Below are 25,384 nucleotides of genomic sequence, written 5' to 3'. Positions count from 1 at the left end.
GCCCGCCCTCACATAATATGTTCTCATTTTGTTCTAAAGCGCGAGCCTTGATGCTCATCGCCTGTCGCCGTGCGCCGCTGCGGCTTAGGAGATCTCCTCCCGATGCACGAGCGACGGCTTTCCGCCGATATCCTGATAGTAGTCGACCCGTGCCGGCGTCCCCTCGGTTCCGAGTTCGAGAAAAGCAAAACCGTGGGGCCAGACGGTGTCGCCGGGGCGGAGCTCCGTCTCCTTGACGAGCTTCGGAACGAGGTCCAAGCCTTCGACCGGCTCGTAGATCTTCTCGTCCGCGAAAACCGGGACCGCGCCATGCCCGATGCACCGGCCGCGATCAAGGTTTGCGAACTTCTCGTAGACGCACAAGTTGTGCTCGTGCCCCCAGAACCAGGCGGCGACCTTGCCGTCGCCGTTCAGCTGTTCCAGCACTGCAGCGAGATTGGGGTTCGTGGCGCTTCGCGCGCCGGTCTGATCAGCTGGACCGATCGGCGAGAACGCCGAGAATAGCTGGTGATGCGACAGCAGGATGGTCCTGCCCTCGAACTCGTCCACCCTGCGCCGGAGCCATTCGATCTCGCTCTTCTCGAGCCACGTGACCGCCGAGCTGACCGAGAACGGGGAATAATCGTGAAGGCCCGTGTCCATGGCGAGAAGCTGCCAGCTTCCATCCGACGAGCGCAGGCAGAAATAGCTCGCCGACTGCTTCAGCGGTCCGGGGTTGAGGGCGGCGATCGTCTCGTAAAACCCGACGCCGCCGCAGTACATGTCATGATTGCCCGACAGCACGTAGGCCGGAAGGGCGGCCCTGTCGTCCCCGAGTGCTGCGTTCAGCGGCTGCGTGAAGTTAGCCGCGCACTCTTTCGGCGTGCCGGAGTAGTAGATGTCGCCCAGATGGATGAATATGTCAGGTGACAGTCCAGCGATCTGTTTGAGGATCTTGATCGCTGGATCGGCTCCGGTGCCCCAGTCGGCGACCAGGGCGATCTTGGCTCCGGCCCTGATCTCGATGACCCCTTCGCCCGCCTGGGACGGCGCAATGTACGGGATCTGCCCGCGCTGTCCGTCAGGACCGAAGTAGCCGGCGTATTCGCTGATCGTCGTCGCCCAGGCGGGATCACAGCTGCCCGCCCTGAACTCGCCTTCGATCGCGGCGAGAGCGGCATGGTCGTTCTTGAGCTTGGCCTCGAGAAACCTCAACCCAAGGTCAGCGCAGGACTTCAGCGAAGCGCCCAATCCGCCCGGCGGCCCATCTGCCCCTCCGTTTCGCCTGTCCAGATAGCGCTGCGCGGCCTGCGCGGCCGACGCATTGATGGCGTCGGCCGTCTCGAGGCCTGGCGCAGCTCCCGGAGGACCGTCCTTTCTGCTCTGGATTTGACTGGCGACATCGGCGGCGGCGGACTGGAAAATGGAAAGAAAATGGTCGCGGAAAGTGGTCGGTCCCTCAGCCATTCTCGAGCCTTTCGCCGGTATCGCGGGTTGCGGACGACTTGGCCAACTACCGCTGTTCGAGGGTGGCCAGCAAGAGTTGCGTTCGGGCGCACGCCGCCGTTAGCGGACGCGACCGCGGATCTCACGAGCAAATTCTCCTGAATCGTCCTCGGCGCGGCACATATCCGCGGCGCACTTCATCACTACGGCTACCTCGCGATCAGCGTCGATGGCGACGAGACGCTGAAGGCGAAGCACGAGGTCTTCAACAACACACGAGGGCGAACGATCCCGCTGGGCTTGGCAAGGGACACGACAGCATCCAGAAAGCAGATGTGGCAGAGGTCTGCTTTGGGTCAGCTGCTAAAGTTGGCTCACCGCCGCTGTGCGCCAGTAGCGGAAGTTCGCACGCTACCCACAAGCAGACCTTCCCCCTCTTCAGGACGAATTCGCCGACGGCGCAACTAGCCCTTAATGGGTCCCCGTACGCGCACGAGCCCGACCCCCTTTCGTCCGAGAAGTTAAGCTGCCACACTGCTGTCACATTGCTGAGCTGGTGAGCCGGCGAGAGCGGGAGATGGCGATGCGTTCGAGCCGGATGACAACCTACATCCTGATCGCAATGCTCCTGGGAATAGTGGTCGGCGGCTTGATCCACGCCCAGTTCTCCGATCCGGCCACGCAGAAGGTCTTCTCGACCTACATCTCGTTCGGCAGCATGATCTTCTTACGTCTGATCAAGATGATCATCGCGCCTCTTGTCTTCTCGACCTTGGTTGTCGGCATCGGTCACATGTCCGATCTCGGCGCTGTTGGGCGGGTCGGCGCGAAAGCGATGCTGTGGTTCGTGTGCGCCTCGCTCGTATCGCTGACGCTCGGGATGGTCCTGGTGAACCTATTCCAGCCCGGTGAGGGCATCCACAAGGTGGTGAGCGGCGTCAGTTCGGGCATCAACGCCAATGCAATGTCTCTTGACGGCTTCATCAAACACGTTTTCCCGGATTCTGCCATACGGCCGATGGTTGAGAACGAGATCCTGCAGATTGTCGTCTTTTCGATTTTTTTCGGCGTGGCGTGCGCGGCCATGGGAGAACGAGCCAAGATCGTGCTCGGCGGCATCGAGCAGTTGTCCCACATCATCCTCAGGGTCACGGGCTATGTGATGAAGTTGGCGCCTCTCGCAGTGTTCTGCGCGATGGCCGCAACCATCGCGACGAACGGCCTCAGCATTCTGGTGAACTACGCCAAGTTTATGGGCGAGTTCTATGTGGGCCTGATCTGTCTTTGGGGCGTCCTCGTCGCCGTCGGGTTTCTCATCCTCGGGCCGGCCGTCATGCGGCTCGTCAGGCTCGTGCAGGAGCCGTTCCTGCTCGCCTTCTCGACCGCGAGTTCCGAGGCCGCCTACCCGAAGATGCTCGAGCAGTTGGCAAAATTCCCGATCAACTCGCGCATCTCGTCCTTCGTTCTGCCGCTCGGCTACTCGTTCAATCTCGACGGTACGATGATGTACTGCACCTTCGCGAGCGTGTTCATCGCGCAGGCTTATGACATCCCGCTCGGGCTCGGCACACAGATCGCGATGCTTCTGACCCTAATGCTCACGTCCAAGGGCGTCGCCGGCGTGCCACGGGCCTCGCTCGTCGTCATTGCGGCGACGCTCAGCCAGTTCAGCCTGCCCGAGGAGGGACTTCTCTTGATCCTCGGCATCGACACGTTTCTAGACATGGGCCGATCGGCTACGAACGTCATCGGCAACTCGCTTGCAACGGCGGTCGTGGCCAAGTGGGAAGGGCAGCTCGTCTCTGATTCCGAGGCGCGGGAATATGTCGAGGAGATGGAGATACAGCCGGCATGACCCGACGCAGCGCTTTCTTCCTCGCATTAGCGGCCGGGCTGGCGATGGCCGGCGCTGTCCGGGCGCAGGAGACGGAAGGGCTGTTATCGGGAACACTGAAGAAGGTTCGGGACCGCGGCACGATCCTCATTGGTTATAGGACAGGAGCGGTCCCGTTCTCATTCCTAAACAGGGGCGGGCAGCCGGTAGGCTTTTCGGTAGAGATCTGCCGCGGGATCGCCTCCGACATTGCAGCCCGCCTTCATCGCGATCTGCTCGAGCCGGATGCCGCCGTCTGGCAGACCGGCATCCGGCTCGTCTTTGTTCCGCTCTCGGCCGAGGCGCGTCTGCCAAAGGTCACCGCGGGCGAGGTCGATCTCGAATGCGGCTCAACGACGGCAACCGACGAGCGCCGCAAGAGCGTGGCCTTTTCGCCCGTATTCTTTCTGGCCGGCACGAAAATCATGGGGAGGGACGGAAACGGCGTGTCGTCCTATCGTGATCTGGCGGGCCGAAAGCTTGCGGTCGGCGCGGGCACGACGAATGCCGAGGTGGTCCGGCGGCTGGCCGTGAAAGTCTCGCCGCCGATCGAGGTTCAAGAGGTCGCCTCCGCCGAAGCCGCCGTCGAGGCGCTCGCGTCCGGAAAGGCCGACGCGGCCGCGTCCGACGACATCCTACTCTACGGCCTCAAGGCGTCCCGTCCTGATGGCGATAGCTTCACGATCGAGGGCGACTACCTCTCATTTGAGCCCTACGCCATCATGTTTCGGAAGGACGATCCCGATCTCGCCGAACTGGTCGGGCAGAGTTTCGCCCGAATGGCTCGCGACAGCATCCTCAGCTCCTCTTACGAGCGCTGGTTCTTGAAGCCACTGCCCACCGGGGCGGAACTCGGTCTTCCGATGAGCTCGTATCTTGCTGAGATTTATCGGGCGCTCGGCCAGCCTGACTAACCCATTCGCCGCGCTCAGTTGAGAGCGGGATGCGCCATAAGCGCAGTTGCATCATCGTCCAACAGCGGGCATCGCCGTTGCGCCCCCGGCCGTGCCGTGGGCACGGCTAACGGAGCTTGGCGATACCGATGCCATCGAGTTCGCGCGGTCTTTGATGGATTCTTCGCTGCGGCTCATCGCTTTCGAAATTGCGCTAAGTGCCACGCCCTTGTTAGCGAACAACTTGAGCTTCTCCGGTTCCTCATTTGTCCAAGGTTGCCGATGCCGTTCAAATCGCTCTGTCACGATTAGCTCTGCTTTGCTGGGCATCTTCGGCATTCGCGCATCTATAGCAGCGATCGCGACGAATTTGGCCACACGTATAGATGGGACCAAGCCCATCCGCCGCTTCGCGCCACAAGCGGAGCTTGGCATTCTTCAATCCAACTTAGGCAGATCAGGTCTAGGCAGACCTGCGCGCGAGGCGATGAACGACCGTATCTGCTCCGCTGTCTCCATCGTGGATGGATTGTAGACGATCATCGCAAGATCAGGACGACCGTCGACGGCGAAACTCGAGAACTCGAGCTCGATCAAACCGAGCTCCGGATGTCGAAGGCGTTTCATGCCATCACCTTCGACAGCGACGTCATTCTCCTGCCAGAGCGCATGGAACTCCGGGCTGGTTCGGGAAAGCTCCTTGACGAGTTGCGCGATCTCGGCGCCGGCGCCGGCTCGTGCGGCATCCGCCCTGAACGAGGCCACCACGAAGCGGGCGACGCTTCTCCAATCCTCCTGCGCCGCCCGCACGCGCGCATTGGAGAACATGATGCGCAGAACGTTGCGCTGCTCGCGGGGCAACGTGGAATAGTCGGTCAAAACAGTCGCCGCCGCCTGGTTCCAGGCGATGACGTCCCAAGTCGCCGTCTTGACGATGGCGGGACTGTTCGGCAGGGCGTCAAGCACGCGTTGCAGTCGTGGCGTCACCGCATCCGCGTGCCGATAACGAGCCTCGGGCGGACGCCCAAGACCGAGGATGAAAAGGTGCTCACGCTCAGGCTCGGTCAGCATCAGTCCGGTGGCGATGCGATTGAGCACATCGGCGGAGGGGGCTCCTCCTCGGCCCTGTTCCAGCCACGTGTACCAGGTCGGGCTGATGTTCGAGCGCGCCGCCACCTCTTCACGGCGCAGGCCGGGCGTGCGGCGACGTCCAGCCGTGAAGCCGAAAGCGGCGGGGTCGAGCTTGATCCGGCGGTCGCGCAGGAAACTCCCAAGCGCATTGGCGACGTCGCCCGACATGGCGATCCTGTTGGTTATTATACTAGGATAAGATCACTACTTTTACATGAAAGGTTGTAGACCGATCTTCTGCCCCGGACAATAACGGGACGTATTCCATGCGAGTCTTTCTGACAGGCGCGACCGGCTTTATCGGATCGCGCATCATTCCTGAACTGCTTGACGCCGGGCACCAGGTTCTCGGCCTGACGCGATCGGAGAGCGGAGAGCGGTCGCTTGCGGCGGCTGGAGCGGAAGTCTATCGCGGCATGTTGGAGGATCCCGAAAGCCTGCGTGCCGGAGCGGCGCAGGCGGACGCGGTGATCCACACAGCCTTCGACCATGATTTCACGAACTTCGCGGCAAATTGCGACAAAGACCGGCGCGTCATCGATGTGCTGGGTTCGGAGTTCAAGCACTCCGACCGGCCTTTGATCATCACGTCCGGAACCGGCATGGGCAGCGCCAAGCCGGGTCAACCGGCGACCGAGGACATCTTCAACCGAGACCACCCGAACCCACGCGTCGCGTCCGAGTTGGCGGGCGAGGCGCTGCTTGAGGCGGGAGTGAATGTCTCCGTGGTGCGGCTTCCACAGGTTCACGATCCAGTGAAGCAGGGTCTGATCACGCCGTTTGTGGAGCTCTCGCGGGAAAAGGGGGTCGTCGCCTATATCGGCGATGGCCGCAACCGGTGGCCGGCCGCCCACGTGCTCGATGTCGCGAAGCTCTACGTGCTCGCGCTCGAGAAAATGCGACCGGGCGCGCGGTATCACGCTGTCGACGAGGAGGGCGTGGAGACCCGCGAGATCGCGGAGGTGGTGGGCGCCGGCCTCAACATGCCTGTCATCTCGCTCTCGGCCGAGGAGGCGCCAAGTCATTTCGGATGGTTCGCGATGTTCGCCGGACTGGACATGCCGGCCTCAAGCGCGAAGACGCGTGGATGGCTTGGGTGGCGGCCGACCGGACCGGATCTGATCTCTGACCTCAAGAGGATGGATTATGCGCAAGCTGCTTCGGCGTAAGCCTCGCCTCTCATGAGTGCGAGGCTGGCGGAGCGCATTCGCCGACTGCGAACGTCAGGCGTGACATTTTTCCAGTCGCGCTAGACAGCGGACATGTGGAAAGTCAGCTAAGGGTCATCCTCAGTCCCAAGCCGATCGCCGACCCGCGCCAGGAGCTGACATCAAACTCCGCCGGCAAGCGGACATACCACCCAGTCCAAGTCCTTGCTTAGGAGCAGAACCTCACATGCTTCGGAGCTCGCGCTGGCCCTCAGGTGGGCCAAAGCGGAAGCAAGCGCCGCTCAGACTTGTGCAAGGCCCCCATCGACGAAGAGCTCGGCGCCGTTCACGAAGCTCGAAGCGTCAGAGGCGAGGAAGACGGCCACCTTGCCAGTCTCGTCGGGGTCGCCGATGCGTCCGAGCGGGACCTGCGAGGTGAGATAATCGAGCAGCCCCTCCGCTTGGTTCGCAACCCCGCGCAAAGCCGGGGTATCGATCGGTCCGGGGCTGAGCACGTTGACGCGTATGTTGCGGCCTTTGAGGTCGAGGATCCAGCTTCGCACGAAGTTCCGGATCGCCGCCTTCGTCCCGCTGTAGACGCTGAACGCCTCGGTGCCCATGACCGAGGTCGTGGAGCCCGTAACGATGATGGAGCCGCCTTTTTCCATCAGCGGCAGCGCCTTCTGGACCGTGAACAAGACGCCTTTCACGTTGATCGCAAAGGTCTGATCGAAATGCTCCTCGGTGATCTCGCCGAGCTTCGCGAGGCTTCCGCCGCCGGCATTTGCGACCAGCACATCGATGCGGCCGTGCTTGCGTCCTACCTCCTGATAGAGCGCGTCGAGGTCACTGAGAACGGAGACATCCGCGCGGATCGCCAAAGCCTTGGGACCGATCTCAGCGACCGCTACATCGAGTTCGGCTTGGCGGCGGCCAGTGATGACCACCGTGGCGCCTTCCGATACGAAGCGCTTGGCAATGCCGAGGCCGATGCCGGTGCTGCCGCCGGTCACGACCGCGATCTTGCCTTCGAGGGAGTTCGACATGGGGTTTTCCTTTGCATCGTCGGATCAGGAGAAGCGGCCGACAGACGTAATTTAATACCGATCGTTATAATACCAATCGGTACTGTTTGCGTGGTGGGCTGTCAAGGATATGAAAACGGGCGTTATCGAAAGCAGAGCCGATGGGACGCCACCGCGAATTCGACCTCGACAAAGCGATCGACGCCGCGCTCGCAGTGTTCTGGGCGAAAGGCTTCGAGGGCGCTTCCTATGCGGATCTCACCGCTGCGACCGGCGTGGCGCGACCCGGGCTTTATGCTGCTTTCGGCAACAAGGAGGAAATGTTCCTCAAGGCGCTCGACCGCTACGACGAGCTGTTCATGGGGTTCTTCCATGAAGCGCTCCTTGAGCCCCGCTCGGCTTTCGTTGTGCGGAGGTTCCTCGAGGGCTCAGCGGGGGTTCAAACCGGGGCCTGCACGCCGCAGGGCTGTTTTGGGATCAACGGCGCGTTGGCGGGTTCGGACGAAAGCGAAGCGATTCGGGCTAAGCTAGTACGCCGCCGTGGCGGCGCAGAGCAGAGGCTCGCCGAGCGGTTCATCCGGGCGCGCGAAGAAGGCGACCTTCAAGCCGACGCCGATCCCGCCGCGCTGGCGCGGTTTGTCATGGCGGTCTCGCAAGGGATGGCCATCCAGGCAAAAGCCGGAGCGACCCGCGAGCAGCTCCTCGCGATCGTGGACCTTGCTCTCGCGGGATGGCCGACGGACCAGGCTCTTGGCGCTTGAACAACTTCGTTTTCGTTCAAGCGCGGATTGAGCAAAGTACCTAGCTGCATATCCGAACGAAGACGCGGCCGCTCTGCGCCGATTGTGTTGAAAAACTCCGTCGTTGAAGCGAGGCGCCGTCGCTGATTCACTCCGTCATGCGGGTGGAGGGCATCGGCGATGATGGGCGAGCGGCAGGTCGACCAGGCGGCCTTGTTCTACGAGTTCTCGCTCGAGCGGCATGTGCCGGAGGACCATCTGCTGAGGGCGATCGACCGGTTCGTCGACCTGTCGGAGGTGCGGCGAGAGCTCGCTCCGTTCTACAGCTCGACGGGGCGACCCTCGATCGATCCGGAGTTGCTGATCCGGATGCTGCTCGTCGGCTACTGCTTCGGCGTCCGCTCGGAGCGGCGGCTTTGCGAGGAGGTTCACCTGAACCTCGCCTACCGCTGGTTCTGCCGGCTCGCCCTCGACGGCGACGTGCCGCACCACTCGACCTTCTCAAAAACCGCCACGGCCGCTTCCGCGACAGCGACCTGCTGCGCAAGCTGTTCGAGACCGTCGTCCGGCGCTGCATGACGGAGGGCCTCGTCGGCGACGACGGCTTCGCGGTCGACGCCAGCCTGATCCGGGCCGACGCCAACCGGCAGCGCTCGGCGGACGGCGTGGACGAGGTCGACTGGGAAGAGCTTGCGGCATCCCGCCGTGCCGTCCGCGAGTACCTCGACACGCTCGACGAGGCGGCCTGGGGCGCGGCGAGCGAGACGACGCCGAAGTTCGTCTCGCGGTCTGATCCGGCTGCGCAGTGGACTGGCGCGCACAAGGGCCACGCCTTCTTCGCCTACGCCACCAACTACCTGATCGACAATGCCGAGCGCGATGCTGACGGTCACTGACTTGAGCGCAAGCGCCGCGATGGCGCCGGCGTCGACGCCAAACAATCTGGCGAGACCGATCACGGACCGGCACGCGACCGGCGCGCCGACCAGCAGGGCAGCGACGATCGGCAGGGCGTCGCGCTTCACGAGATTGCGGTTGCGGTAGAGCGATACGCCGAGCGCGACGGTGGCCGGTCCGAGCGCGAAATGCACGAATTGGGCGCCTTCGAAATAAGTCCTGTAATCCGTGTCCGTGAGCTGCAGCACGATAACGATCGCGACGATCGAGAGCAGCACCGGATTGATCAGCGGGTTGAAGCGCGCGAGCGCCGCGAGCCTGGGCGGCCAGAAACGTGCCGATCGTGACGGTGAGCCACAGCAAGGGATTCGCGGAGAGGAAGACCCAAAGCTCGAAGAAGCGCTCCGGGGTCGGCGTTCTCATCGGCCGTCGTCTCTAGGCAGGCGCCGCGCTACCAGCCGGAAGGTCGTGACGGTCGCGATAAGCGTGATGACCGTCGACCCGATCAATGCGGCAGTTACCGAGATCAGTTGACCGTTGAGCGCCTGGTAGCTGTGCGCGATCCCGACGCCCGCGGGCACGAACAGCAGACCGAGATGACGCAGCAGCCCGTCCGCAGCCTCGCCGACTGCGCCTTGATGGTCGTGCGTGGCGGTCTCATCGCCGCGGCCGCGGCCGCGGAAAAAATGGCTCCGAACGAACAAGGCCGCCACGAGCAGCACAATGCCGATGACCGGTCCTGGAAGCGGCAGGTCAGGAGTGCGCGCGAACGCCTCGCCTGCGAGTTGACAGATGAGCAGAACCAAGAGGCCTGGAAGCACGGATGACCTGACCGTCGCAGTCGAGCGAGCGAACAGCGCTCAGGCGGCCGCCCAGTGCGCTCTCGATGGAGACTCGCGCAAAGCGCCAAGCCTGCCAATCGCTCGACTTCCTAACCTAGCAGGGTCTTCGATACGGAAGCGCCCAAAGTGTATTTGGGATCCACCATGTTCCCGACCCGCAGCTTACCCGCCTGCGTGAGCAGCATATACGCGTCGAGTTCGTCATAGCCGTAGTCGGCGGCCATCCAGCGGACAAGCTCCCGATAGGCGATCCGGGCGGCGTCCTCCATCGGTCGACCCGAACCGATCGTCATGATCAATCCTTCGGTTTCGAGCCTCGGCCAACGGAACGTCCAGTTCTTGATGAGATCGATCTGGATCGTGGTGACGGTCGGATGCTCGATTGCGAAACCGCAGATTTCCCCGTCTCCCTGCGTGGCGTGGCAGTCGCCGAGATAGAGCAGCGCGCCCGGCGCATGCACCGGCAGGTAAATCACCGCGCCGGGGCCAACGTCCGGCAGATCCATGTTGCCGCCGTAATAATCGGGGACGAGGGATGAGATCGCCTCGATCTCGGGCGAGGTCCCAATCGTGCCGATGAACGGCTGGTAGGGCAGCGTGATCTTGTCGTTCCATACCACGCCCTTCTCCGGGGTGACCTCGACCTTCTTGACGATCTCAGGCAGCGGCGGATTGAGGATGGCGGTGTCGCCAGTGCCGACAAGCCCGCCAAACTCAGGCATGATGCAGGTGGTGCCGACCGGCTGCGGACCGCGCGGAACGATCTTGCGGATGTAGACCGCGAGGCAGTCGCCCTTCTCTGCGCCGTTGACGAAGATCGGGCCGTTCTGCGGATTAAGGAACGGGAAGTTCAGGATCGCGCTGGGACTGTCACTCTCGCTTTTGATCTGGCCTTCCATGGCGTCATGGGTTTCAGCGGAGACTACCGCCCCCGGATCAACCCGCAGGATCGGCTCGGCGTAGGGCCCGTAGACGTAGTGGTACTTCCCCTGACTTTCCTCGGTGATCGAGAAGGTCTGACCAGCAAGACCCTTCGCTTCGCCGCGCGCTGCCATGATGGAATTTTCGAGCCAACTCATGTCGTTCTCCTCAGAGAGGGCGGGCTGGCGTCGCTGACAGCCGGGGTTCTGGAAGCGCGCAGGCGCCGCGTCGCCCTCGGGCGATCGCCGGTCTACCGCGTCGTCGAAAGTGAGGGGATCAGCGCCGCGCGAGCGTCAGCTCGACAGGCGCGTTTTCAGAAGATCCGGTCGGCTCTGACCGGCAGGCGAGTTGCTGTTCGCAGTAATCCTCGAGGCTGAGGCGGCTGCGCATGCTGTCCCGGCGCAGGAACGCGTAGGCCTCGTCGTCGTCGATCGCATGCTCTTCCATGATGCGAACGATAGTCTTGATCACCAGCCGGCGACGGCGCCGCCGGTCCTGATGCTCGCTTAGCTGATCGGCGAGCGTCTTGCGCTGAAGATACTGGTTCACGCCAAGGAACAGCGTAGTGTACACGGCGCCGGCATAGACCGGCTTGCGCAGGAAGGCCGTGGCCCCTTGCAGCATCAGCCCCTTCAGTCGACTCGGCGCCTCGACGCCGACGAGACCGATGACGGCCACAGGCGGCAATCCGGCCTTGATCGCGCTCGGCTCCAGGACGCCCTCAAGGTCTCCGTCGATGAACAGAACGTCGCGGGCGGAATCGAACGAAGACGCATCGACCGCCGCGGCGTTCGCCGGAACGCCGGGACGCTCTACGGCAAGCCCAAGTTTGTTCAGCACCGACGCGAGCGTGTCTATGCCGCCTTCTCCGGAGGCGAAGATCAAAGCCCGCATCCCGCGGAAATTCTGGACTGGCGACAGGGTCATCAGTTCACCGCCCGCAGACGGGAGGCAGGCGAGCCCCAGGCGTCCGTCGCGGAAAAGCTGACGAGGTAGGGATCGGGCCGGATTGCCGCCGGCTCCTGGCGGATGACGTCGAAGCTCCCGTCCGCGCGGGACCGGCCTATGCGCGGCGTGAGGTAGAGGTGCATGGTGTCGGCGTCGACCAGAACCTCGCCCTGCGGGGCGTTCAGGCGCTGATGGCCAAGCGCCCGCCGCACTACGCCGATTTCGTCGCTGCGGGCTTCCGAAAGGGCGGCGGCCAAAAGCTTGACTGCGATGTAGGAGGCCTCCGCGTCGGCCGACGCCCAGGGCTTGTCTGGATAGGCGGCGGCGTAGCTCGCGACGAAGGTCCGGCTCTCTGACGTCGGCAGCGACGAAAAATAGACGCTTGAGCTGATGTGGCCGTCCATGGCCGCGCCGCCGATGTCGATCAGGTCGGGCTCGTTCAGATTGCAGCTTGCGACCGGCATTACGCCCGGTTGATTGATCCCGCGCGCGAGGCAGGCCTCGCGCAGGCTGCGGATGAAGACATATCCGCTGAGGCCGATGAGAGACGAGAACACGAAGCTCGGCCTGGCCGCGAGGATCGCCTCTATGGTCTTGGCGAAATCGGTCTCGCCGACCGGCAAATAGCGCTCCGCCAGCACCGTCCCGCCGCGAGCGACGACGACCTCCCGCAAGATGCGGTTGTTCTCCCAAGCCCAGATGTAGTTGGAGCCGACGCAGAACGCCCGATCGCCATGGGACGACATCAGGTAGTCAATCAGCGGGAGGATGTGCTGGTTCGGGGCCGCGCCTGTATACACGACGTTCTCGGAGCTCTCGAAGCCTTCGTAGTGCGACGGATACCAGAGCAGGCCGTCGTGCTTTTCGAAAACCGGAATGACTTCCTTCCGGCTTGATGAGGTGTAGCAGCCGACGACCTGCCGGATGCCGGACGACAGCAATTGTGAGCTCAGAGGACCATAGCGGGTGAGGTCGCCGCCAGGGTTCACCATGACAGGGTCGAGCTTGATCGCGGCGCCGGCGTTGACTTCGGAGACCGCGAGCAACGCTCCGTTCAGCATGGGGCTCGCGACCGAGCTGTAGGGCCCTGTCGAGGAAAACATCAGGCCGATGCGGTAGCTGTCAGTCGTCGTCATCGGATCGCCGAACACAAAAAGCCCTCGAGCCGGGAGGCTTGAGGGCGTCGCTGCCTGACGCGGACAACGTCCGCGCCTTGATATCTATCGAAACGCATGGCGCTCAATCGGGCATCGTTGCCCCGCGCCTATATCTTAGGCTCGAACGGTCCGCGTCGCTTGTCAAGCGGCGATCGATCTCGGCTTAGCGACAGGCGAATGAAAAGCGTGCTCGGACCGATCAAAAAATGTGCTTGACTGTCTTTTCAGCGCGGATCAGTCTGGGAGCAAGCGTCGGGCAGTGCTGCCCATGTAGACGCAAATCACGCGAAACATAGGAACTTGGCATAGTCGCCCGCAGCAGGATGCTGACGGGCCTTTTTTGCGTTTGGTCGCGATGACCTGCTTCGCGGAGAGGCCTTGCATCTTAGAATTTACTCGGCCAGCACGAACGCCGTGAAAGCGGCCGGCCGCTGCAGGCCTGGTTCAATCGAGGCGTCGGCTTAGAGCGACGCCCATCGACCGCGGAGGCTTTAGCGTGAAGGTCCAGCATTATCTCGGGGGCATCGAGAATCTCGGCCCCGTCGACGTCGAAAAGCGCGTTTTCGTCGAGCCGTGGGAGGCCCAACTCTTCGCCGTCCACACCACAATGATGGGCACCGGCATCTGGGCTTGGCCTGATCTGCGCGTGCTCGCGGAGTCCATGAACCCACTCGATTACTTCAAATACCGCTATTACATCAAATGGCTCGGCGGCATGTGCAAGTTCCTGGTCTCCAGGAACTACATCTCGGATAAGGAACTCGAGGAGAAGACCAAGTACTACCTAGACAACCCCGAGGCCAAGCAGCCGAACGCCGGCGATAACGACGTCACCGAAAAGGTGATCGAGTATTTCTACACCGGGTCGAACCCGTATCGCGACGTCGCGGTGAACCCAATCTTCAAGACCGGCGACACGGTGCGCGTCAAGGACATGCCGCCCGCCGCGCACACCCGTCTGCCGGGCTATCTCCGCAACCGGACCGGCATCGTCGAGACCGTCTACAAGGGCGCCTACCTCTACGCAGACAACGTGCCCACCGACGGCATCTGCACCGCCCAACCGGTTTACTTGGTGAAGTTCAAGACCCGCGATCTCTGGGACGACATCCCGGACAAAGGCGACGTTCTCTACAACGACTTCTTCGAGGTCTACCTCGAGGCGGCGTGACCCGGCCCCTTTTTAATCAACACGACGAATAACGGCGGCGCGCCGCCAAAAGAAGGCGATATCCATGAGCGACGATCACGACCACGAACATCATCACCATCTACGCGAGAGCGAAACCTATTACGCCGCGCGCACCAAGGCGCTCGAGTCCCTGTTCCGCGAGAAGGGCCTCATCGGGACCGACACGGTCGACCGCGTCATCAACTTCTTCGAGCATGAGATGGGGCCGTTCAACGGCGCCAAGGTCGTCGCCAAGGCCTGGACTGACCCGGCCTTCAAGGGAAGGCTTCTCGCCGACGCCAACAAGGCGATTGCGGAGCTCGGCATGCGCGACGGCATCGAGGGCGAGAACCTCAAGGTCGTCGAGAACAAGCCGGGCACCCACAACGTGGTGTGCTGCACGCTGTGCTCGTGCTGGCCATGGCCGCTGCTCGGGCTGCCGCCCTACTGGTTCAAGGATCCGGTCTTTCGCGCCCGCATCGTGCGCGAGCCCCGCGGCGTGCTCTCCGACTTCGGCGTAAAGCTGCCAGACGACCACAAGATCGAGATCTGGGATTCGAGCGCCCAAGTCCGCTACTTCGTCATCCCCGAACGTCCTGCCGGCACGGACGGTTGGGACGAGGAGAAACTCGCCGCGCTCGTCTCCACCGAGGCCATGCAGGGCCTCGGCCTGGCGACGGCCTGACGGAGGGCTGATCGATGGACGCCTATCTCGACGACCTCACGGGCCGGGAGGCCATTCCGCGCAACTGCGAGAGCCTGAAGTTCGACGAGCCATGGCAGGGCCGGGCCTTCGGCATGGTGCTCGCGCTCGCCGAGGCGAAGTCCTACCCGTACGAGGACTTCCGCAAGAGCCTGATCAGCACCATCGGCGAGTGGGACAAGACCCACGAGCCTGGCGACGAAGCCTGGAGCTATTACGAGCAGTGGCTCGCGGCCTTCGAGAAGCTCGCGCTCGACAAGGGACTGGTCCAGGCCGACGAACTCGACCGGCGGACGGAGGAGTTCCTGCATCGCACCCGTGACGAGGTCATCTGACCGCCTCGTAACGGCTTTCGAACCGGCACTTCGCCGACTGGCGCGCGACCCCGTGCGCCGGAACGGGGAAGCCTTGACCTCCCGCGTCTCGAAAGGACGCAAGCGATGATCATCCCTCTCGCAATCAGCGTGGGCTTGCTCGGGGGCGTGTGCACCTGGCTGTTCCTCGCGACCAACGCCTTCCTGATCTGGGCGGCGTTCGCGGCCTGGGCGTGCTTCTACCACTGCGGCGGCGACCCCGCCGCGTTCAGGACCACCGTCGTCGCGAACCTCTTCGGGGTCGTCGTCGCATGGTCCGCCGGTCTGGCGCTCGCGACCATTGCCCCGGGACCTGTTCTCGGCGCCACCATCGTGGCGGCGTCGATCGCGATCTACATTCTTGCCGCCTACATCCCCGCCTTCTCGTCGATCCCGGCGGTGACCTACGGCTACGCCTGCACCTTCTCGTTCCTGACGCAGAACGCGGACGCCTTCACGCCCACGATCATGCTGTCGGCATCCAGCCGAAACGCCCTTCTGATCGTTCCGTTTTCGATGATCATCGGGGCCTGCTTCGGCTTCGTCTCGGCGAAGCTCGCTGGCTGGATCCATGGCGTGGCGCCGAAACAGTCCGTCCGCGCCTCCTGACCAGCGAAGCCTCGGCTCGCGACAATCGTCGCGCGGTGACCGCGCGGCGATCCTTCCAACGGTCTGAATGGGAGATCCCGATGACCAACGCCGCATTCGCCACTTCCGCGTCGACGCCGTCGCGCGCCGAGCCGATCCCGGTCTCGAAGATTCTGCCCTGGGCCGTTTTCGGCGGCCTGATGCTTGTCCTCACTGTCTACTTCGTCGGGGCGGAAGAAGGCGCCACTTCGCTGATCGGAGGCTCCGTCGTGCATGAGTTCGTGCATGACGGCCGCCATCTGCTCGGCTTTCCCTGTCACTGAAGGAGAGCGAGATGGTCGGCAACCTTCTGCTGAGGGGCATGATGGTCGGCGTGCTCGCCGGCCTTCTCGCCTTCTGCTTCGCCCGGACCTTCGGCGAACCTTGGGTCGATTACGCCATCGCGTTCGAGGAGCACGCGAGCCATGCCGCAGGCGCCGCCGGCGGCATGGAGGAGCCTGAGATCGTCAGCCGCGCGACGCAGGCGGGTCTCGGCCTGTTTACGGGCCTCGTCATCTATGGGGCCGCCGTCGGCGGACTGATCGCGCTCGCCTTCGCCTTCGCCAATGGCCGTCTCGGTCGCTTGAGCCCCCGCTCGGTCGCGGCCCTGATCGCGACGCTGGGTTACGTCGCGATCGTCATCGTTCCGCAACTCAAATATCCCGCCAACCCGCCGGCGGTCGGCAGCGCCGACACGATCGTCGCGCGCACCGAACTGTTCTTCGCGATGCTCGCGTTTTCGGTCGCGCTTATGATCGCGTCCGTGATGCTCGCCCGGCGCCTCGCGGAGCGGATCGGCGGCTGGAACGGCGCGACGGTCGCAGCCATCGTCTATGTCTCGATCGTCGCGGTAATGTTCGCGGCCCTGCCTGACATCGAGGAAATCCCGGCCTCGTTCTCGCCGGCCGCGCTCTGGAACTTCCGGATCGCGTCGATCGGCGTCCAGGCCGTGCTTTGGAGCGTTGTCGGCCTAGCATTCGGCGCCGTGACCGAGTACGCGGCCCGTAGAGAAAACGCGCCACGCCATACGGCCGGCGCAGCGGCGTTGCGGTGACGAAAGGCTTTCTCCAGCCTTGGAAGCGGTCGCGGCTCGGGCGCCTCGCCTGGGCCGCGATCCTCGTCGCGCTGACGTCGATCCCTAGCGAAGCGTCCGCTCATTCACCGGGATCCGGCGACGCTTTCCGAGCGGGCCTGTCGATCCCCGCGATCTCGCATGGCGAGATGGCGCTGATCGACGAACGCCTCGACGAGATCATCGCGCTCGCGCGCGTTCAGACGCCAAGCGACGGGCCCATGCGCCGGCTCTACAATCATTACGGCGTCCAGTTCGCCTACTGCCTGTGGGGCCTCGCGCCCGGCGGCGTCGCGCGCGAGGACAGCCCTTTCAACGCCTGCGCTCACGCCTATCTCGCGGCCGCCAAGCAACTCCTGCTCGTCATGAGCCGCGAGTCCTCAGGCGCAACGTCGGCGCTCGCGATCCTCGATCGGCTCGAGGCGCGTCGACGCGCGGCGCCCGAGGCAGGCGAAATCTGCTCCTCGAGCGGCGAGACCTTCAACACGGCGACGATCGTCAGACCGCGGCTGGTCGACATCGCGCGGGATCCGGCGTCCGCGATCATGAGCCTTGCCGCGATGCTGCTTCTGACCGGCGGCGGGTACGCCGTGCGATCTCTGCGTTTGCGTTCGCAGAGGAGCGGTCCGGCGCGAGGTTGACGACCGTATGCCGGAAACCGTCCGATGACGCATCGTCTGCTGATGATCTGCGCGCTACGGTCGAAGCGGCCTGTCTTTCCGGGCGATAATGGGCCGGACGAGGGTCTGAGCCAGTCTGTCCGGCCGTCTCCACCCGTTCTCAGCGCCGATCGGATCTGGTGCGGGCCCGACGCGATCACACGACGAAGCGCCGCGGCGCTCGGCCTCGACGCCAAGGTGCGGGCCGAACTTTCTGAGATTGATTTTGGATCGTGGCGCGGTCGGACGCTCGACGATGTCGCCGGGGCGGATCCGGGCGGTTTTCAGTCTTGGACCACTGACCCGTCTCAAGCTGCGCACGGAGGGGAGTCAATCGAGGCCCTCTTGACGCGGGCCAAAAGGTGGCTCGCCGAATGCGAACGGTTGCCCGGTCGTACAATAGCCGTTGCGCCTGCCTCCGTGCTTAAGGCTTGTATGCTTCATGTATTTGACGCGCCTGCGCGGTCATTCTTTTGTATTGACGTAGAGCCCTTGAGCTCGGTCGTCCTAAGCAGCGACGGTCGTCGTTGGGCCCTTCGCGTTACGTCTGAGCCAAGAAGCGAGATGTCGGAAGTGGGTAGGCGGCAGTCGAAACTGCGCGCTTAGCGTGCGTGAATTCTGACGTCCATGTTGCCGCGTGTTGCCCGGGAATATGGACAGACTTCTTCGTGCGCGATGCGAACGAACTCCTCTACTTCCGCACGATCACGGCCTGGCGCCGCTACCTCGAGGACGGCTGTAAGGCGGAAAAACCCGTCTGGTCCTCGTCCGATGCATACGTGAGCGGTTACCGACGATTCGCCGATCGGCGCCTTCTTTTCACGTGCGACGCGCAGCAACGCATTCTCGAAGCATCCGGCGTACCCTGCGTCGAATAGCTGTTCAGGATTCGTCGCCGCTCCGCCCGGCCCGCCGAGTTCCTTGGGAAGCGCCAGCGGTTGATCGAGGACGCCGTCCGAAGATCGAACGCGTCCCTGTCGTCCGCCAGTTGCGGTCGCGGTCGCGGTGTAAAGCTCGGCCATGTCACGATCCTCGTCTGGTTGATGAACGCCAAGACGCACTGTCGTCCCGGCTATCGGGTAATTTCGCGATCGACTGCTTGGTCGTTGACGTCTTGTGGGTAAACGGCGCTGTAGCGACCCTCGGACCTACCGGAACGCGATCATGTCCGCCGGTCGCCTTAGAACGCGAGCTGCATGAACGACCCGACCATGCATCGGGAAAGCGCTAGTCTGGACGACGCCCGAGATCGCGACCGGACCGACGAACGACCGCCTCCTCAAACATGTCGAGACGATCTTGCCCCCAGAATTTTTCGCCGGAATACACGTAGAAGGGCGACCCGAACACGCCCGCGGCCAGAGCGCGCTGGGTGTTGCCGGCGTACTCCGATCGAACGGCGTCGGTCGTCGCGGAAGCGAGCAACTCTCTTCCATCCATGCCCACGCTGTTCGCGATTTCGACCAGCACGGCGGGATCGGCCAGATCTAGATCGGCCACCCACATTGCACGCATCATCGCCTCGCAAAGGTCGAGGACGGCCAGCCCCGCTCGCTGCGCGGCGATGACCATGCATGAAGCCATATCGACGTCCGTCGGGAAGAACTTGGGCTCGATGTTCACGGGGACGCCCAAGCGCGCGCTCCAGCGCTTCAGCTCGTGTATTCGATAGTCGCGCCGCTGCCAGGATCGATCATCCAACAGGATGCCGCCGCTCTCCTTGTACACCTCCTGCATGCGCATCGGGATCACGTTAACCGCCAGACCATGGCGGGCGGCGATTTGCCTGAACCGCACGCCGCCGAGATAAGCCCAGTCGGACATCAGCCAGCAATAATAATCTACAGAGTTGTCAATATCCATCTCAAGCTTACCCCGAGGCGCGTTGAACTCATGATTTCGAAACGACGATCAGGATCGTCGCTCGTGGCCCGATCCTTCTCATCTGGTGCACCAGATGGCCGGGAAACTGCAGGTAATCTCCCGCCGTCATCGAAAGGGTGCGGTCGGCGAACTTGATCTCGATCTGACCTTCGACGACGAAGAGCGATTCCTCGCCTGAATGTTCAGCCTGTCCCGTGTCCTTGAAGCGGAGGGGCGGATACATCAGGAACGCCTCGGTGCGCGGCGTTTGACCCGGAGGAGACAGCGGGACGAAGGCGTATCCCTTCTTCGGCTCGGGCCCCTTCGAGGGCTGGGCGCGGACCAAGTGGATCTCGGCGTCGTCGATCTGCTCCCCGAACAGCTGCCCGACGGACACGTCCAGCGTTCGGGCCAATTTCAGCAACGTGTCGATGGATGGGGTCTTCGCGTCGTTCTCAATGCGCGACAGGAAGCCCTTGTTGAGGCCTGTGGCCTGCGCAAGCTGCTCGAGCGTCATCTCTTTGCGCCGCCGCCACGCGCGCAAACGATTTCCGATCCGAGGGGGGATGATGTCTTCCGTAGGGTCAGGTTGCGCCATGCCGATAACTTGAACCGCCGCCGATGGATCCGAGCATCAGCACGAGCGGCTTTCCGACGTCGTCCCTGACACGCGGTTCCCGATACGCTTCCGCTCCGATGCGGCGCAAGGCCGGATCGCGATGGACAAGGCGACGCCGCCCGCGCCGGACCGCGCGTCGAACCTCTTCGTGCATCTTGAGTTCTGACGTCAGTCACCATTCGACTGCCGATCTATCCTTGAGCCGCAAGCAGGCGCCCATTCAATGTGCTTGGGGAGCCCAGAAATGCGGCTTGCATCTAAAAGCATCCGCGTTACCCCTATGTCTAGGCAACAAGTTGCCCGTAGGCAACCCCTGTTTTAACCTGGGGCGTCGCCGTAGTTAAAATCGTCAGGACGGGGTAGTCATGAGCAGCTATGTTGATTCGAGCGCGTCTCCGCCGACATCAAAGTCGTGGGTCGCCGCTGCGACGATCGTCGGAACGACAATCGAGTGGTATGACTTCTTTATTTTTGGAACAGCTTCGGCGCTCGTCTTCAGTAAGCTGTTCTTCCCGAGCTATGATCCGGTCACAGGCACTTTGGCGTCGTTCGCAACCTTTGCGGTGGGCCTTTTCGCACGCCCCTTGGGAGGCTTCGTCTTCGGGCACTTCGGCGACCGCGTGGGTCGCAAGAGCATGCTGCTGCTGAGCCTGTTTCTGATGGGCGTGCCGACAGTCCTGATCGGCCTGCTGCCGACCTACAACGAGATCGGCGTTTGGGCGGCGGTCTTGCTTGTGCTCCTGCGCATTTGTCAGGGCGTCGCCGTCGGCGGCGAGTGGGGAGGGGCTGTCCTGATGGCGGTTGAGCACGCGAGCGTCGAGAAGCGGTCGCTTTTCGGCAGCTTGCCGCAAGTGGGAACGCCCGCCGGCCTCATCATCTCCACAATCGTATTCTCCGTCGCGAGCAGCCTGCCGGAGGACGTGTTTTTGAACTGGGGTTGGCGCGTGCCGTTCCTGGCCAGCATTGTGCTGATTGCGCTCGGGGTGTTTGTACGAAGCAAGGTCGCCGAAAGTCCTGCCTTCTTGGCGGCCAAGACTTCCGGCGAGACGGTCGCCCTCCCCTCCGTCCGCGTCTTCACCGCGTATCCTCGGCCGCTGCTGCTCGCTATCGGCGCGAAGTTGGCCGAAGTGACGCTGTTCTATCTCGTCACCGTATTCGTCCTGCAATACGCCACTTCGAAATTGGGGATACCTAAGTCATATATCCTCAACAGCATTCTACTCGCCGCTACGCTGTGTCTTTTCATGATCCCGTTCTCGGGCTACATCGCAGGGAAGTTCGGGTTGCGGCGGATCTACGGCATCGGCACGATCCTTCTCGCGATCGCCGCAGTTCCGGCCTTCCTGGCCCTCAGCACAGGCGACGCGCTCGCCATCCGCCTCGCGATCGTCATCTGCCTGGGCGGGATCTACCCTCTGATGTTCGGCGCTCAGCCGGCTCTGTACTCCGCTCAGTTCCCGACCAACATTCGGTACAGCGGCATATCGCTCGGCGTTCAGTTCGCCGCGGCGATCGGCGGCGGCCTTGCGCCGATCATCGCTACGACGTTGCTGGCGGCCACGGGAGGGACGCTCGCGATCGGTCTCTACTTGAGCGGTCTCGCGGTCCTCGCCGGCTTGTGCGTCCTGGCGATGAAGAAGCCGCAAGCCACGACGCTCTGACGCCCGGCCTCCCCGGGAGGTGCGGCGTCGACGACCATCACCACGGTCCAACCACTCGGCGAAGGCTCGCCGAGCCTTAGTAAAAAGAGAAGACATGAATAGATCAGCAGTAGACACGGCCAAGACGCCAGCAGCGATCGGCCCGTTCTCCAAGGCCGTTCGCATCGGCGACTTCTTGTTCGTCTCGGGCCAGCTGCCGGCCGATCCGGCTTCGGGAGCGTTCCCTGACAGCATAGAAGATCAAACCCGCGTCTCGCTCGGCAATTTGGCGGCGGTGCTGGAGGCTGGCGGCGCGAGCTTGGCCAGCGTCGCCAAGACCACCGTGTATCTCAAGGACATGAACGACTTCGCTCGGATGAATGCCGTCTACGCAGAACATTTTCCCGACGCGCCGCCGGCCCGTTCGACCGTCGAGGTCGCGCGTCTCCCAGGCGACGCCAAGGTCGAGATCGAGGCGATAGCCTTGGCGTCCGGGCCGTTGAAGTCATGACGGACGAGGCTCCGACGGACGGCCCGGCGCCGAAGACAATCGAGGCGTTCGCTCACCCCGCGGGTTCGATCGCCGTAGGCGTGCCCGGCGGCGCGACCGGCTGGCGCGGTACGGTGCTGAACATCCATATCGCGCCCGCCGCGAGCTACGAGATGGAGGAGTTGACCGAGGCCCATTGCGTGGCCGGGCGCGGCATCAAGGGCGACCGGTATTATCTCGGAAACGGGACCTACTCGCCCAAACCCGACACGCGCGAGATCTCGCTGATCGAACAGGAAGCTCTCGACGCGATGAGCCGGAACGATCCTCCGCTTCAGGGCGGGCCGATCAAATTGCTGCCTGGCGACCATCGCCGAAACCTGACGGTTCGCGGAGTTCCGCTCAATCACCTCGTCGGGCGCCGCTTTCGGGTCGGGGACGTCATTCTGCGTGGAGGCCGTCTCAGCTTTCCTTGCAAGTACATCGAGGAATTGCTCGGCCAGCCAGTCTACCTGCCCCTCTATAACCGGGCAGGTTTGAACTGCGGCATTGAGCGCGGGGGCGTGATACGGCCGGGCGACGTCGTCGAGATGTTGGGCTAGGGCGGATGTCGGCGCGCATCATCATGAAACTCAAGGTGGAGGCTGCGGTCGCCACCACCCCGGACATCGTGCGGCTGTCACTTGTTCATCCCCACCGCCCGACGCTGCCCTTGTGGGAGCCGGGCGCGCATGTCGATCTGCGGCTGCCGGACGGAAGGGTTCGGCAATACTCGCTCTGCAGCGATCCCGCCGATCTCGGTCGCTACGAGATCGCAATCAAACGCGAGGATCTTGGAAGAGGCGGGTCGGTATGGGCTCATGCGAATCTGCTTGAAGGGTCAACTGCGCATGTGTCGCATCCGCGGAACAACTTTCCTCTTCAGGACGATGCGATCAGACACGTCTTCGTGGCCGGCGGGATCGGGGTGACCCCTTTCCTCGCGATGGCGCATTCGCTTGCGGCCAGACGCCAGGAATACGAACTGCATCTCTGCGCCCGCGCGCCGACGCATGCGCCGCTGCTTTCCGAGCTCCGGGCAGTCTGCGGTGACAAACTCCGTTGCTGGTACTCATCAGAAGCTCGTCGCTTCGATCCGGATGTCTTGCCGCGCCCGCAAGCGGGCGTCCATATCTACGCGTGCGGCCCGCAGAGCCTTATGGACAGCTTGCAGTCCGACCTGAAAAAGAAGGGCTGGCCGTTGGATCAGGTCCATGTCGAGCACTTTGGCGCCTTGGACGACGAGAACTTTGCGCCTGAGCCGTTCGATGTCTTGATCAAGTCCACCGGACGCGCCGTGCATATCCCTGCAGAGCGTTCGTTGCTTGATGTTTTACGCGAGGAGGGGTTCCGAATGTCCTCGTCTTGCGGCATCGGCGTCTGCGGCGCCTGCGAGTGCGGATATTCCGACGGAACGGTCATTCACCGCGATGTCGTCCTGGCGAGCGCGAAACGTCATGACCGCATGATCCCGTGCGTCTCCCGTGCAAAAGGGCGTTTGACGCTTCTGCTGTAGGAAAACGCGAAGAGAGATCACGGATATACAATGATGATGCCGCAAAACTTATTGCGATCAATTAAGCACTATAAGTTATTTTGAAGAAGTATCGCGCGCGCTGACTAGTTCCGCGTGATGTGAACAAAGGCAGGTGAGTTATGGCGAAGGTGGCGTTTCTGGGCCTTGGCGTTATGGGCTTTCCCATGGCGGGGTATCTAGCCTCGCGCGGCGGGCACGATGTCGTCGTGTACAACCGTACGCCGGCGAAAGCAGAGGCTTGGGCGAAGCAGTTCAGGGGAGCTGTGGCACGCACCCCGCAAGAGGCCGCAGAAGGGCGAGACTTCGTCATGGCCTGCGTCGGCGACGATGATGACGTGCGCTCCGTGTCGATCGGCGTCGACGGCGCATTCCAGTCAATGCCGGCCAATAGCGTCTTCGTCGATCATACGACAGCCTCAGCAGAAGTCGCGCGGCAGTTGGCGGTCGCCGCCAGGGAACGAGGCTTCCACGTCATGGACGCTCCGGTCTCGGGAGGGCGTCGCGGGGCTGAGAATGGCAGCCTGACGATCATGTGCGGCGGCGACGACCATGTCTACGAGCGGGTTGCTTTAATAGTTGCGAGCTACGCCGCCGCAACGACGCATATCGGTCCGGTCGGGTCCGGGCAGCTGACGAAGATGGTCAATCAGATCTGTCTGGTGGGATTGATCGAAGGGCTTGCCGAGGGCATCCACTTCGCCAAGCGCGCGGGCCTCGATCTTGAGAAGGTCATCGGGGCGATTTCGCAGGGCAGCGCTCGATCCTGGCAGATGGAGAACCACTGGGAGTCGATGAACGAAGGCAGGTTCGACTTCGGGTTCGCCGTCGAGCTGATGAGGAAGGACCTCTCGATCTGCAATGCGGAGGCGCGTCGTAACGGGGCCAGCCTGCCAATGGCGGCGCTTGTCGATACGTTTTTCGCCGAGGTCGAGCGGATGGGCGGCAACCGCTGGGATACGTCGAGCCTTCTTTCTCGCCTTGAGCGCAATTGATCCCAGTGCCAAGTGTTCTGGCTAACTCCTGACTAGAATCACATGCGGCCACAATGATCGCATCAACGGCGTGTCAGATCGATTCGGCGCCAGAAGCGGACTTCACTGCATGGACCAACAGCCGACCTTGAAACGCAACCTTCGATAGGTGGCAGGCTCAGAGTGTCACGCAGGCGCTATGGTTGAGGCGGCTGCCTGAGGCTGGGGCATGGCCCATTGGATGAACAGAATCCGTGCGGCGCAGGTCGCCGCGAACGCCTTAGCCGTAACGCCGTGCCGCTTCTATGGTGAGCCCTGCACCAACGGCGCCGAAGATGTCGCCCTCGACGACGCGGGCCTCCGGCGCCTCCCCCAAGATCGCGGCGCGGACATGCGGGATGCGGGTCGATCCGCCGGTGAGGAACACCGCGTCGATCTGGTCAGCGCCGACGCCGGCGCTCTTCAGGCAGCGGCGGATGTGCTCCGCGATCCTTTCGCCCAGCGCGCTCGTGTGAGCCTCGAACGCCTGCCGCCGGATCGGCGCCTTCAGGCCCGCCTCCACGGAAGCCTAGGGGCAGTTCGGTCTCCTTGCCATCCGACAGCCGGATCTTGGCGTGCTCGACCTCGGCCGCCAGTCCAT

At 63.2% G+C, this 25,384-nt stretch carries 28 protein-coding genes and 2 pseudogenes; 18 read left to right on the top strand and 12 right to left on the bottom strand.

From position 1 onward, the window contains the following. Window positions 1-84: 84 nt before the first annotated feature. Window positions 85-1,446, bottom strand: a complete 1,362-nt coding sequence (locus tag EYR15_RS07070) for a metallophosphoesterase family protein (RefSeq protein WP_131002514.1) — start codon at window positions 1,444-1,446, stop codon at window positions 85-87. 562 nt (window positions 1,447-2,008) lie between these two features. Here EYR15_RS07070 and EYR15_RS07065 point away from each other — a divergent pair. Together EYR15_RS07065 and EYR15_RS07060 are read left to right on the top strand one after the other, a co-directional pair. After that, window positions 2,009-3,280 (top strand): dicarboxylate/amino acid:cation symporter, encoded by a 1,272-nt coding sequence (locus EYR15_RS07065; RefSeq protein ID WP_131002512.1) that lies wholly within the window; start codon window positions 2,009-2,011, stop codon window positions 3,278-3,280. After that, on the top strand, window positions 3,277-4,212 hold the full coding sequence (locus EYR15_RS07060) for an amino acid ABC transporter substrate-binding protein (RefSeq protein WP_131002510.1): 936 nt from the start codon (window positions 3,277-3,279) through the stop codon (window positions 4,210-4,212). Before EYR15_RS07065 ends, EYR15_RS07060 begins: the two co-directional genes overlap by 4 nt. A 417-nt stretch (window positions 4,213-4,629) precedes the next feature. Here EYR15_RS07060 and EYR15_RS07050 read toward each other — a convergent pair whose 3' ends face one another. Beyond that, the gene (locus EYR15_RS07050; RefSeq protein WP_131002508.1) at window positions 4,630-5,490 is read right to left on the bottom strand and encodes a helix-turn-helix transcriptional regulator; all 861 of its coding nucleotides are present in this window, start codon (window positions 5,488-5,490) and stop codon (window positions 4,630-4,632) included. 98 nt (window positions 5,491-5,588) lie between these two features. On the opposite strand from EYR15_RS07050, the gene EYR15_RS07045 reads away from it, so the two are divergent. Next, window positions 5,589-6,491, top strand: a complete 903-nt coding sequence (locus tag EYR15_RS07045; protein ID WP_131002506.1) for an SDR family oxidoreductase — start codon at window positions 5,589-5,591, stop codon at window positions 6,489-6,491. A 281-nt stretch (window positions 6,492-6,772) separates the two neighbouring features. Here EYR15_RS07045 and EYR15_RS07040 read toward each other — a convergent pair whose 3' ends face one another. Continuing rightward, the gene (locus EYR15_RS07040; protein ID WP_131002504.1) at window positions 6,773-7,516 is read right to left on the bottom strand and encodes an SDR family NAD(P)-dependent oxidoreductase; all 744 of its coding nucleotides are present in this window, start codon (window positions 7,514-7,516) and stop codon (window positions 6,773-6,775) included. Between the two features lie 140 nt (window positions 7,517-7,656). Here EYR15_RS07040 and EYR15_RS07035 point away from each other — a divergent pair, with 140 nt between their 5' ends. Together EYR15_RS07035 and EYR15_RS07030 are read left to right on the top strand one after the other, a co-directional pair. Then, a complete protein-coding gene (locus EYR15_RS07035) occupies window positions 7,657-8,256 on the top strand; it encodes a TetR/AcrR family transcriptional regulator (protein ID WP_131002502.1) in 600 nt (199 codons plus the stop codon). 159 nt (window positions 8,257-8,415) lie between these two features. After that, window positions 8,416-9,101 (top strand): annotated as a pseudogene (locus EYR15_RS07030) (transposase); the annotation flags it as partial. A 42-nt stretch (window positions 9,102-9,143) separates the two neighbouring features. Here the strand turns inward: EYR15_RS07030 and EYR15_RS17395 are convergent. The 5 genes and pseudogenes from EYR15_RS17395 to EYR15_RS07005 form a co-directional block, all read right to left on the bottom strand. Further along, window positions 9,144-9,380 (bottom strand): annotated as a pseudogene (locus EYR15_RS17395) (LrgB family protein); the annotation flags it as partial. A 171-nt stretch (window positions 9,381-9,551) separates the two neighbouring features. Beyond that, window positions 9,552-9,953 (bottom strand): CidA/LrgA family protein, encoded by a 402-nt coding sequence (locus tag EYR15_RS07020; RefSeq protein ID WP_165455451.1) that lies wholly within the window; start codon window positions 9,951-9,953, stop codon window positions 9,552-9,554. Between the two features lie 110 nt (window positions 9,954-10,063). After that, on the bottom strand, window positions 10,064-11,053 hold the full coding sequence (locus EYR15_RS07015) for an acetamidase/formamidase family protein (protein ID WP_131002498.1): 990 nt from the start codon (window positions 11,051-11,053) through the stop codon (window positions 10,064-10,066). A gap of 118 nt (window positions 11,054-11,171) precedes the next feature. After that, window positions 11,172-11,822, bottom strand: a complete 651-nt coding sequence (locus tag EYR15_RS07010; RefSeq protein ID WP_131002496.1) for an ANTAR domain-containing response regulator — start codon at window positions 11,820-11,822, stop codon at window positions 11,172-11,174. Beyond that, a complete protein-coding gene (locus EYR15_RS07005) occupies window positions 11,822-12,979 on the bottom strand; it encodes a transporter substrate-binding domain-containing protein (RefSeq protein ID WP_131002494.1) in 1,158 nt (385 codons plus the stop codon). The genes EYR15_RS07010 and EYR15_RS07005 overlap by 1 nt, the downstream gene beginning before the upstream one ends. 517 nt (window positions 12,980-13,496) lie before the next feature. Between EYR15_RS07005 and nthB the strand changes: the two genes are divergently transcribed. From nthB to EYR15_RS17390, 8 genes are all read left to right on the top strand, one after another. Continuing rightward, entirely contained in the window at window positions 13,497-14,171 is a 675-nt protein-coding gene (gene nthB / locus EYR15_RS07000; RefSeq protein ID WP_131002493.1) for a nitrile hydratase subunit beta, read from the top strand. A gap of 64 nt (window positions 14,172-14,235) precedes the next feature. Continuing rightward, window positions 14,236-14,856, top strand: coding sequence for a nitrile hydratase subunit alpha (gene nthA, locus EYR15_RS06995; RefSeq protein ID WP_131002491.1), 621 nt, complete (start codon window positions 14,236-14,238; stop codon window positions 14,854-14,856). Window positions 14,857-14,870: 14 nt separating this feature from the next. Continuing rightward, on the top strand, window positions 14,871-15,209 hold the full coding sequence (locus tag EYR15_RS06990; protein WP_131002489.1) for a nitrile hydratase accessory protein: 339 nt from the start codon (window positions 14,871-14,873) through the stop codon (window positions 15,207-15,209). 105 nt (window positions 15,210-15,314) lie between these two features. Further along, complete coding sequence (locus tag EYR15_RS06985) at window positions 15,315-15,836, top strand: DUF1097 domain-containing protein (RefSeq protein ID WP_131002487.1); 522 nt, start codon at window positions 15,315-15,317, stop codon at window positions 15,834-15,836. A gap of 80 nt (window positions 15,837-15,916) precedes the next feature. After that, window positions 15,917-16,138: a CbtB domain-containing protein gene (locus EYR15_RS06980; protein WP_131002485.1), complete on the top strand. Its 222-nt coding sequence runs from the start codon at window positions 15,917-15,919 to the stop codon at window positions 16,136-16,138. An 11-nt stretch (window positions 16,139-16,149) separates the two neighbouring features. Next, entirely contained in the window at window positions 16,150-16,908 is a 759-nt protein-coding gene (locus EYR15_RS06975; RefSeq protein WP_131002483.1) for a CbtA family protein, read from the top strand. Further along, on the top strand, window positions 16,905-17,567 hold the full coding sequence (locus EYR15_RS06970) for a hypothetical protein (protein WP_131002482.1): 663 nt from the start codon (window positions 16,905-16,907) through the stop codon (window positions 17,565-17,567). The genes EYR15_RS06975 and EYR15_RS06970 overlap by 4 nt, the downstream gene beginning before the upstream one ends. A 24-nt stretch (window positions 17,568-17,591) precedes the next feature. Then, a complete protein-coding gene (locus EYR15_RS17390) occupies window positions 17,592-18,191 on the top strand; it encodes a histidine phosphatase family protein (RefSeq protein ID WP_131002480.1) in 600 nt (199 codons plus the stop codon). Here EYR15_RS17390 and EYR15_RS06960 read toward each other — a convergent pair. The 3 genes from EYR15_RS06960 to EYR15_RS06950 form a co-directional block, all read right to left on the bottom strand. After that, window positions 18,188-18,607 (bottom strand): organic hydroperoxide resistance protein, encoded by a 420-nt coding sequence (locus EYR15_RS06960; protein ID WP_131002478.1) that lies wholly within the window; start codon window positions 18,605-18,607, stop codon window positions 18,188-18,190. The genes EYR15_RS17390 and EYR15_RS06960 overlap by 4 nt on opposite strands. A 205-nt stretch (window positions 18,608-18,812) precedes the next feature. Beyond that, a complete protein-coding gene (locus EYR15_RS06955) occupies window positions 18,813-19,448 on the bottom strand; it encodes a 2-hydroxychromene-2-carboxylate isomerase (protein ID WP_131002477.1) in 636 nt (211 codons plus the stop codon). Window positions 19,449-19,476: 28 nt separating this feature from the next. Beyond that, the gene (locus tag EYR15_RS06950; RefSeq protein WP_131002475.1) at window positions 19,477-20,046 is read right to left on the bottom strand and encodes a helix-turn-helix domain-containing protein; all 570 of its coding nucleotides are present in this window, start codon (window positions 20,044-20,046) and stop codon (window positions 19,477-19,479) included. A 386-nt stretch (window positions 20,047-20,432) separates the two neighbouring features. On the opposite strand from EYR15_RS06950, the gene EYR15_RS06945 reads away from it, so the two are divergent. From EYR15_RS06945 to EYR15_RS06925, 5 genes are all read left to right on the top strand, one after another. After that, entirely contained in the window at window positions 20,433-21,728 is a 1,296-nt protein-coding gene (locus EYR15_RS06945; RefSeq protein ID WP_205741593.1) for an MFS transporter, read from the top strand. A 94-nt stretch (window positions 21,729-21,822) separates the two neighbouring features. Then, window positions 21,823-22,218, top strand: a complete 396-nt coding sequence (locus EYR15_RS06940; protein ID WP_131002473.1) for a RidA family protein — start codon at window positions 21,823-21,825, stop codon at window positions 22,216-22,218. Further along, window positions 22,215-22,799: an MOSC domain-containing protein gene (locus EYR15_RS06935; protein WP_131002471.1), complete on the top strand. Its 585-nt coding sequence runs from the start codon at window positions 22,215-22,217 to the stop codon at window positions 22,797-22,799. Before EYR15_RS06940 ends, EYR15_RS06935 begins: the two co-directional genes overlap by 4 nt. 5 nt (window positions 22,800-22,804) lie before the next feature. Further along, entirely contained in the window at window positions 22,805-23,752 is a 948-nt protein-coding gene (locus EYR15_RS06930) for a PDR/VanB family oxidoreductase (protein ID WP_131002469.1), read from the top strand. A gap of 140 nt (window positions 23,753-23,892) precedes the next feature. Beyond that, window positions 23,893-24,765 carry an NAD(P)-dependent oxidoreductase gene (locus EYR15_RS06925; RefSeq protein ID WP_131002467.1) on the top strand — a complete coding sequence of 291 codons (873 nt, stop codon included), beginning with the start codon at window positions 23,893-23,895 and terminating at the stop codon, window positions 24,763-24,765. A gap of 259 nt (window positions 24,766-25,024) precedes the next feature. Here the strand turns inward: EYR15_RS06925 and EYR15_RS06920 are convergent, their stop codons facing one another. Next, on the bottom strand, window positions 25,025-25,306 hold the full coding sequence (locus EYR15_RS06920; RefSeq protein WP_245498194.1) for an Hsp70 family protein: 282 nt from the start codon (window positions 25,304-25,306) through the stop codon (window positions 25,025-25,027). Window positions 25,307-25,384 lie beyond the last annotated feature (78 nt).

It is taken from the genome of Hansschlegelia quercus, assembly GCF_004310425.1.
Lineage (GTDB): Bacteria > Pseudomonadota > Alphaproteobacteria > Rhizobiales > Methylopilaceae > Methylopila > Methylopila quercus.
The sequence above is the reverse complement of the archived record's forward strand: the minus strand, read 5'-3'. Positions and strand labels throughout refer to the sequence as shown.

What these genes read in the sequence shown, in the direction of transcription:
- EYR15_RS07070 (WP_131002514.1), bottom strand. Translation starts at nt 1,446, where the DNA reads ATGGCTGAGGGACCGACCACTTTCCGCGACCATTTTCTTTCCATTTTC.
- EYR15_RS07065 (WP_131002512.1), top strand. Translation starts at nt 2,009, where the DNA reads ATGCGTTCGAGCCGGATGACAACCTACATCCTGATCGCAATGCTCCTG.
- EYR15_RS07060 (WP_131002510.1), top strand. Translation starts at nt 3,277, where the DNA reads ATGACCCGACGCAGCGCTTTCTTCCTCGCATTAGCGGCCGGGCTGGCG.
- EYR15_RS07050 (WP_131002508.1), bottom strand. Translation starts at nt 5,490, where the DNA reads ATGTCGGGCGACGTCGCCAATGCGCTTGGGAGTTTCCTGCGCGACCGC.
- EYR15_RS07045 (WP_131002506.1), top strand. Translation starts at nt 5,589, where the DNA reads ATGCGAGTCTTTCTGACAGGCGCGACCGGCTTTATCGGATCGCGCATC.
- EYR15_RS07040 (WP_131002504.1), bottom strand. Translation starts at nt 7,516, where the DNA reads ATGTCGAACTCCCTCGAAGGCAAGATCGCGGTCGTGACCGGCGGCAGC.
- EYR15_RS07035 (WP_131002502.1), top strand. Translation starts at nt 7,657, where the DNA reads ATGGGACGCCACCGCGAATTCGACCTCGACAAAGCGATCGACGCCGCG.
- EYR15_RS07015 (WP_131002498.1), bottom strand. Translation starts at nt 11,053, where the DNA reads ATGAGTTGGCTCGAAAATTCCATCATGGCAGCGCGCGGCGAAGCGAAG.
- EYR15_RS07010 (WP_131002496.1), bottom strand. Translation starts at nt 11,822, where the DNA reads ATGACCCTGTCGCCAGTCCAGAATTTCCGCGGGATGCGGGCTTTGATC.
- EYR15_RS07005 (WP_131002494.1), bottom strand. Translation starts at nt 12,979, where the DNA reads ATGACGACGACTGACAGCTACCGCATCGGCCTGATGTTTTCCTCGACA.
- nthA (WP_131002491.1), top strand. Translation starts at nt 14,236, where the DNA reads ATGAGCGACGATCACGACCACGAACATCATCACCATCTACGCGAGAGC.
- EYR15_RS06990 (WP_131002489.1), top strand. Translation starts at nt 14,871, where the DNA reads ATGGACGCCTATCTCGACGACCTCACGGGCCGGGAGGCCATTCCGCGC.
- EYR15_RS06985 (WP_131002487.1), top strand. Translation starts at nt 15,315, where the DNA reads ATGATCATCCCTCTCGCAATCAGCGTGGGCTTGCTCGGGGGCGTGTGC.
- EYR15_RS06980 (WP_131002485.1), top strand. Translation starts at nt 15,917, where the DNA reads ATGACCAACGCCGCATTCGCCACTTCCGCGTCGACGCCGTCGCGCGCC.
- EYR15_RS06975 (WP_131002483.1), top strand. Translation starts at nt 16,150, where the DNA reads ATGGTCGGCAACCTTCTGCTGAGGGGCATGATGGTCGGCGTGCTCGCC.
- EYR15_RS17390 (WP_131002480.1), top strand. Translation starts at nt 17,592, where the DNA reads ATGACGCATCGTCTGCTGATGATCTGCGCGCTACGGTCGAAGCGGCCT.
- EYR15_RS06960 (WP_131002478.1), bottom strand. Translation starts at nt 18,607, where the DNA reads ATGGCCGAGCTTTACACCGCGACCGCGACCGCAACTGGCGGACGACAG.
- EYR15_RS06955 (WP_131002477.1), bottom strand. Translation starts at nt 19,448, where the DNA reads ATGGATATTGACAACTCTGTAGATTATTATTGCTGGCTGATGTCCGAC.
- EYR15_RS06950 (WP_131002475.1), bottom strand. Translation starts at nt 20,046, where the DNA reads ATGGCGCAACCTGACCCTACGGAAGACATCATCCCCCCTCGGATCGGA.
- EYR15_RS06945 (WP_205741593.1), top strand. Translation starts at nt 20,433, where the DNA reads ATGAGCAGCTATGTTGATTCGAGCGCGTCTCCGCCGACATCAAAGTCG.
- EYR15_RS06940 (WP_131002473.1), top strand. Translation starts at nt 21,823, where the DNA reads ATGAATAGATCAGCAGTAGACACGGCCAAGACGCCAGCAGCGATCGGC.
- EYR15_RS06935 (WP_131002471.1), top strand. Translation starts at nt 22,215, where the DNA reads ATGACGGACGAGGCTCCGACGGACGGCCCGGCGCCGAAGACAATCGAG.
- EYR15_RS06930 (WP_131002469.1), top strand. Translation starts at nt 22,805, where the DNA reads ATGTCGGCGCGCATCATCATGAAACTCAAGGTGGAGGCTGCGGTCGCC.
- EYR15_RS06925 (WP_131002467.1), top strand. Translation starts at nt 23,893, where the DNA reads ATGGCGAAGGTGGCGTTTCTGGGCCTTGGCGTTATGGGCTTTCCCATG.